The 8,379-nt window shown below is 42.3% G+C and carries 2 protein-coding genes; both read left to right on the top strand.

Annotated features, from left to right (window positions below):
* Nucleotides 1-1,703: 1,703 nt before the first annotated feature.
* Nucleotides 1,704-3,497 (top strand): MutS N-terminal domain-containing protein, encoded by a 1,794-nt coding sequence (locus tag HMPREF9304_RS15315; protein ID WP_445236341.1) that lies wholly within the window; start codon nt 1,704-1,706, stop codon nt 3,495-3,497.
* Between the two features lie 88 nt (nt 3,498-3,585).
* Nucleotides 3,586-4,995: a glucosaminidase domain-containing protein gene (locus HMPREF9304_RS15220; protein ID WP_445236342.1), complete on the top strand. Its 1,410-nt coding sequence runs from the start codon at nt 3,586-3,588 to the stop codon at nt 4,993-4,995.
* The last annotated feature ends 3,384 nt before the right edge of the window (nt 4,996-8,379 follow it).

The following is an 8,379-nucleotide window of genomic DNA, read 5'->3' on the forward strand; positions in this document are numbered from 1 at the left end:
CTTACGAAAAAGAAAAAGGTAAAGATGGAGATTTNACCTATCANGAAACNGCAGANGAATATGGCAAAACACTATTGAATGGTGTTGAAGACATTCTTCCACGTGTAAAAGGCACTATCTATATGGATCAATGGGGTGAGAAAAGCCTNACAGCTAAAATTGACGGTNTNGTAGAAGTCNTTGTATCAAGATATATTCCCGATACACTCTCTGCATGGGTTGATGCAATGCCAAAAGAAGAAACACATGTCAATATGCAAAGCTCCTACACAAGTAAAAGCGTTGATATTGCAGCAGCCTANATATTTTCTGCAGTTTTATCACAAAAGGNAGGNCAGCAAATTACCTTATCNTTCTCCGATGACAAGCAAAGCTGGAAAACCATAGATGAAGTTNACNAGGCCAAGCAGGAAGGACTTCTCTCAGTTGGAGAGTTTGAAGCCCTTTCAGCTTTGGAGTCNTCCAAAGGAATACCTGAAGAAGGCATAATACCNAATGCTATATCCACATTAAAAAATAGAGTACGAAATTCAGAATACTTTGGCTACGATCTTAAAGAGGGAGTAAAAGAAGCTATAGACATTTTNGANTCAGGCAAGATTACGGCAGCCTACACTGTCACGGATAAANACGAGGAANCCNAAACTGTNTCTTTGTCTAAACCAGAAGAACTTGATAAATCTCCACAAGAAGAACCATATTCTGTTTTTGAAATAGAAAATGCGGTGGCTTATGGTACAATAAGCAAATTAGAGTATATACAAATGATTCCTCTTGAAGGGATAAAAGAGAGGTATAACAGTTATTGCAATCAGCATAAAATTGACAGTCAAAAAGAAGAAAGTGCCNTTGCCTTTTTAGATTATGTAAAATATAATAATTTGTCTGCAAAATGGTGGCCTGAAACTTCACAGCCCGAGGAAGTTCAGGAGAACGTTTCNCTTTCAGAAGACAGTAACCCTGCAACGAATGTAGCAGGTATTGCAGAGAAAATNATGGAAGGAGGACACGTTTCTAAAGAAGTAGCCGAAAAGAAAGCTGCTGTCATTGCCGAAGCCCAGCAATCTGCCGTAGAAGAAAAGAAGCAGAAGATTGAACAAGCCAAGCAAACTGCTGCCAAAGCTCGAGAAGATGAGCGTCGACGTGAAGTTGAAGAACAGAAACGTAGAGAAGAAGAGAATAGAAGAGAGGAAAAAGACAGCGGTTATACTTCAAAGATCTTCTTACATGCCGCCTTACTGCTTGGTGCGTTAGAGCTTGCTAAAGGCAATAAAGGAATTTGGATGAACAAGGCTGGTAAGAGCAACGCAGAGTTTCTTTGGGCAAAGACACCAATTACTCCGTATAACAATCTGATGATGAACCTTCAGTCCGATCAGAAGGGNTACCGCTCCAATGTTTATGCCTATTTTGATGANCTGAAGAATGTAGGCGATTCTGTCAAAACTAATGAGAAAGCACTTCCTTTCAATTGGACTCGTTGGGATTACCAGAATATTGCTACTAAAGATGTTATCACCAAGGGGGAATATCAGGGACTTCCCGAGGATGAGAAGTCTCTTTATGTCAAACACCATACCCGTCAGACCCAGCAGATTTTCAATATCGACCAAACATCCCTGACAGGAAAAGAAATGTACAGTGATTTACTGAAAGAGACTGGTGCCAAATATGAGGAACTCTCCGAACGTGGCGTGACAAATATGATAAATTATTCCGAAAAACTTAAATCCAACCATCCAACAGCCATTGTCGTTGCGCGTAACGATAACCAGTATCATATTTACGGCAATGATGCCACNAGAGCAGGTAAAATATTAGGTTTACCAGTAGGTCAAACNGAGGTNAATGGTCAAAAAATCAAGTCCACAGGTTTTCCACTTGACAGAATCGACGACTATCTGCCAAAGCTCGTTCAAGCCAAGCAGTGGGTTGTTGTTGCCGACAACCTTGACAGTTCAGAACTCATAAAAAGAGTAGCCAATGAAAAGGATGTGTTGAACAAGGCNTATTCAACCGCCCAAAAAGTAGCCAAATCCGCAGGTNTCGGCTATGAGCGTGTCATGGTGTTGCAAGATGCAGAATATGACAAGCAAGCTGACAAGATTATTGTCAGCGGTATGATGGATAAGAATAGCGGTAATAGCCGACAGGCTGCCATTGCGAAGGCCAATGATATTTACCGAGCCATTGTAGCAGCCACAGGCAGCGAGCAACGTTTAGACCGCATGGGNCGNAATAATCTCCTCCCCAACGANGATGCGAAATACGAGAGATTTGTTCAAGACCTCTCTGCTGGAATTCTGATGGCACGTCAGGGACTTCCTGCAAGCCTTTCAAAAGAAAGTATGCAACATATTGACTATTGGAAACGAGAGATCAAGGAAAATCCCAAACTGCTGGGACTGCTGGAGAAAGATGTCAACAATGCCGTTGAGTCCATCGATAAGCACATGCAGAAGCAGCTTGTCAAGTACGAAGAAATTCGTAAGGATTTGCCCCTNAAAGACCTGGCCGTCAGTGAGAGNCAATATCAGATTTCCACCGANTTGTCTAAGCTCCCAGATATAGATTCAAAAGAAATCGTCATTGTCAGAGATACAGCAAAAGGTTCAGCCGATGTCATTCTTCCTGAAGGAGCTTCTCTTGAAGACAACGTAGAGATCTCGGGCATTCGCAAAGATCGTATCAAAATAGCATTAGGACACGAGGGCATCACCGATGTCAAGTTCTATAATGCCGGTGGTGCTTTAGGACTCAAAGAGCCTGACGACTACTATAAGGATAAGACCGTCTCCGTAGATCGGTTGAAACAATATGAGTTCAGTCAGCATAGAGATATTGATGTAAAACCGCAGATTGCAGCAGCAGCCTTACCAAAGATTGAAATATTTACGCCAATGCGTGACGAAAAAGGACAATGGGCATTTTTCTTCAAGGCAGAGAAAGAACCCTCGTTCGCCATTTATCCCAATGACTCTCATAAGAAGTTATACTTCGATGTCAGAGGAACGGATAGGCAGCAGGAAATTCATCAAGCCCTTGCACAGAAATACTACGCTGTTGCCAAGGCACATCCAGAAATTAAGGTAGATCTTATCATGCCGAAAGTTCCCAATGTAGACATCAGCAAAATAGAGCGTCCTACCATCACTAAAGACAGGGAAAATCCCGACAAAAAATATGTNATGGCCACTGTAGACGGAAAATTCATGAAAAAGGAAATTTCTAAACAGCGATGGGACAGGATGTGGCTGGCGGATGATATGTCCGCCTACAAGAAAGCTATTGCAGCAGTTGCTTTCGCCCCTTTTCTGAAAGAAAATGTGCAGACCGAAAAATCTGCAGAGAATGGAAAGCAGTCTGTTGAGAATGGCCAACAGGAATCCGATATGAAAGAAAATAAAGTTGAAGGAACTTCACAATCANCTTCCGAAAAGGAAGAAGAGAATCAGTCCAATCTCAAACAGAAAGTACGTTCCCTTCATCTCAATTAACAAATTCAGTAACTATTCGACATGACATATTATTAAAAACATGGCCATATCAACTTCAGAATTCATTGCCAGATACGCACCCTATGCTATGGAGCAACAGGTCAAGTATGGCATCCCCTCCTCTGTCATTCTTGCTCAAATGGCCATTGAGAGTTCTTGGGGAACCTCGGCTCTCGCTCTTCACGACAACAATTTCTTCGGAATCAAGAAAGGCTCGTCTTGGACAGGTAGAGTAAGTTATTATGATGATGACCGTCCCCATGAAGCATTTCGGTCATACGATAACGTATCTCAAAGCCTTAGTGACCATTCCGCCATATTGCTTCAGCAACGCTATCTGAGAAATTGCCCGATCAATGACAGTACGGATCATTTAGGCTGGGCAAAAGGTATCAAAGCTGGTGGTTATGCCACTGCAAAGAACTACGTATCTCAAATAGAAAGCATTATCAGCGGATATGGTTTGGACAGATTTGATCGTATTGCCGTTCAACAGGCGCAACAGCATGGATTGCAGGTGGGATATATGCGAGGTCAGCAACCTGATCAAACGAAGGTTGCCCCCTCGGGCATTTCACTCACACCCTTACAAGGACATTGGTGCATGCCCATTAACTTAGAAGGTTTGAAAGTAACGGGAGAATATGGAGAGAAACGCACAGGTCACCATCATGGAGGCATCGATCTTGGCACCAACGGTAGGTATCTTCCCATTTACGGTACTGAAGACAATGGTACAGTCATTGCCGTNAANCCCAACAACGGTGCAGCTGGCAATATGATTACNGTAGAATATCANCGAACGGACGGTACTCGCCTTCAATGCACTTATATGCACCTTAGNGAGATCGGAGTAAAAGTCGGTGATGCGGTGAATGCGGGAACACAGTTGGGATATTCAGGAAATACTGGACGCTCCACGGGGCCACATCTTCATTTTGAGACCAAGTTCTATAATGCACAGGGTACACTTCAAAGCTATGATCCTGTAGAATATCTTGCCGAACTCTCATTCCGTGGGAACCTCCCCGGCACATTGAATAAGGGCGGTCAAGACTTGATGACACGCTATTCCTCTCAAATGGGGTATACCAATGCGCCTTCAGAAATACGGGAATCCCCAATGGATAATTCCCAGATGCAGATGTTGCTTGCTCACATCACAAATTCCGACGATCCTGACCGATGGTTGGAATACTTGATGAATAAAAATGGTGACANTGCAGGGCTTTCTGGCGGTGGCAATCCCATCTCCAATCTTATCTCATCTCTTTTCATGGGCATCCTAACACTTGCCCAAGACTTGCAGGGAGATGATAATATGAAAGATNTGCAAGCGTCCAAAGAGGCAAATGAAANCAANGAGACCAAAGAAGCCGCTTCTATTAGAAGNGACAGAGAAAGTGTCGATGTCAAGCAACTTGCGCAGACAGCCTCTTTGAATTTCGACAGCGACCTGCCAGAAGAGCAACAAGCAAACAACATCAAAAGAGCTTAACTATCTTATTATAATAATTATCGATATGATTAAATGCAATGTTACAGCCTGTGGAATCATAAGTAATTCTGCAGTTGAAAAGCAAAACAAGGAAGGTCATTCCTTTATTTCCTTCACTATCACCATCCCNATTGCCGGCAGCGATGGAAGCGGAGCCGAGCTTCANGTTTTCGTTTCCGCTCCNGGCAATAAAGACACTGTTGAGCAGTATTCCACGGGTCGTAGAGTAANAATTAGCGGTACGCTTTATATCAGGCGNATAGATGACCGAACCTATTACAATCTCCGTACTGATGATGAAATAGAAATTGTAAAGTCTACTGATGAAGACTCACTCAAGGGTTCTATTGATTTCAAAGGCAAGATAAAAGGCGAGATAACAGAACGAACCAACAAGCACGGAAACAAGTTTCAAACTTTTTCTGGGGTGTCGCAGGACAAGGATGGAGAAAAACGTGGCTGGCTTTGGGTTCGTTTCCTTGTACCGAAACCNATACAGCAGGATTTTTTCAANCCCGATGCCTATGTGGAAGTCAAGGGAGAGTTGTTATTCCATATATATCAAGGCAATGTTAACATAGAATGCCGTACAAGCAGTGTTGAGCCTTGGGAGTTAACTTCCACACATACAGAATAGCCGCCATAATTTTATATTTTACATAAGCACTGGCATTATAGAGNGTTGACACAATCAATTCTTTATAAGCCAGTGTGTTTATTCCATATTAAACTCTGACAAGTATATGATTGAAAGCGATAACCCATCAGGAATCTTCAACAAGCGTTTGTTAAGTGGGTGGAGCAGGATATTTAGCAACAAACAAGATAACAAAAGCAAAACAGACAGTGGAAAAGGACAAAAACATGGCAACTTAAAGCCTTTTCCGCCCAATCATTTTTTCTCCAAGGAAGAACTTATTTTTTTGTCGAAGAATCGTGCGCAATGCACCCTTCTTCAAAGTTGGGCAGTGGAGAAAAGCCTTTGGGCAAAATCGCAGTCCAAAGGACAAGATANAAACGACCCGCAGTTTTTCCCNCCTGTTCAATGGCAGGATGGGTTGATGAGTACATGGATAGATTCAAGGGCAACTCCAGACAGCATAGATCAACAAGCCGATCGTCTATGCCGATTGCAGCTTGAAGGTTATGAATTAGAATCCGACTTNGTAAGGATGATAGACGCAAGAGCTTGCAGAAGTCTTCNGAACAACCTTTTTACAAAGGAAACGGGGCGTGACGGCAGCAAACAGTTTATTTGGGTAAAATCCATTGTCGACAAACCCGGTATGGATTTAGCTTTATCTCTATATCATTATAGCAAAATCAGCCATTACCATGATTCTGAAGAAACCGTCCCATACAAAAAGTTCAAATCACTGATTGAANATAAGAAAATAATCGCTCTCGATAAAGACGAGCAGCATCAATGGAACGAAGAAGCCAAGGTGAGGGATATGGCGGAGGAAATGTTTGCAGAATCAGTTTCCCTAATGAAAAAAAATAATATTTGTCAAGGCATGTTCCCTGCCAACGATTCTATTGGTGTCAGCTCTATCGATGGGAAGAATTTTTATCCAATAGCATGGTCGCTTTCAGGTGAAACGATCGTATTAGACTTTGATCCTAATGTTTTCGTAGACAGAAGTNCCCGTTTGATTACGCCCAGTAAATCTTACCAATTTATAAATATACTGACCTACATCAANGAAGCCATAAGTGAGCAAGATGGCGGTCGGGAATTGCTGACCTTTGTCAGGGCATTCGGNAAAGAATTTTGCGGAGACAAAGTATTATCATCTATGAAGCATCCTTTTTGCGAAATAAAAGGTATAAGAATAGACCGTGTTGTGGCAAAGGCTTCAGATACGATAGTCGCCTTCAACAATGCCACGTTGAAAACCGTGACACTCTCTTCTGAAGACAGAGCGACCTTGCTGAAAGCAGTTATTGTTCATTCGGATATGCTATTTGCGAAGTTAATGTCCGATATTCAGAGAACACAGGACGAAACNGTAANAAAAGTATTACAGGATAATATTGAACAAATCTACCGAGAATTGTCAGTATACAATATCGATGACAATTATCAGACCTTGGATGAGCTGTGGGAGCATATCACCTCTATGTNCGGTGTGAGTCGGAAGACCACAAACGTTGAACCCACATCAANATCTTCCAAAAAAGATGCGCCCTCACAGCCATTGCCGGATGGAACAGGAGAGCATTCGGGNCAAATTCAAAAAGAGTCGCAAACCATTCCAGAGCCTGTTGATGGGAGTGTTGATGAAACGGATATGCCTAATCAGTCAGCGGAAGAACAACCAGTCGATCAAGNTGTAAAGTCCATACCAGAAGGCTATATCCGGTTAGCATCTTCTTCAAAAGGCAGATGGCATACGCCAGAAATGTTGCGACGGGAAGCCTATCGAGCTTATGGGAAGTTATTAAGCACCAAACTCAAAAAGCAGCTTGAAAATGACGACAATCCTTGGGTGTCAAAGCAAATGATGATTCCCAGAGATGCTAATGGCACCTTTTTTACAGGCTCGAATGCTATTATGCTTGCGCTATGGATGGAAGAACAGGGATTTGAGCTTCCCTTCTTTATTACAGAAGACGAACTAAGGACAAAAGGTCTCGGAATTTTACAAGACGCAGAGNGCCTTTTCATACTTACAAAGACAGAAGTGTCAAGAGTGTACAATATAGCCCAAACCACCTTTCCCATTATCCAAAAGCGTTCTTATGAATCTCTTAAATTGAACATGATAGCGGCAGAGCGAAGGAAAACAGCTGGGTATCAGTTTCTTGATTCCAGCAATTTCTATAAAATCGCATTGAAGTTTGACGGCACTCCTGGCCTATCCNTTTATGACAATATCGAAAAAGTCATACATATAGCTCCGAAAGANAGTTTTGAAATCGAGGATGACTATTATCGTGATTTGACCGTTGCAATGGTAGAAAGCACCCGTGATGTCGATTTTGATACACTCCGCCTTGATAGTTTCCTCTTTGAGAATTTAGTTTCCCATTTGGGTAGTGGTATTATCAGCCAGAGCTGCCGTTTCGATGCGACCAATCCAGAATACTCTCAAATATGGAGAGAACGGTTGGAAAACAACCCCGAATACACAAANAATATCATGGAACAGGCAGANGCAGCTTCAAGCCAAGTCCTCGAATCAGCCTTAGCATAGANAAAGTCAAANGTCAGTCCCACAAAAAAGCNGATATAACAAAGNCGGNTTGCAATCCCTGCAAACCGCCTTCCAATACAGCTTATGATACAATTTGTTGTTATCCTTGTTCCGCCTTATCAACNGCTTGGATGATAGTTTTTTTTATGGTGTCATAATCCAATCTTATTGGGTGAACGTGACC

Origin of the sequence: Hoylesella timonensis S9-PR14, from assembly GCF_000762405.1 — a bacterium.
Taxonomy (GTDB): Bacteria; Bacteroidota; Bacteroidia; order Bacteroidales; family Bacteroidaceae; genus Prevotella; species Prevotella timonensis_A.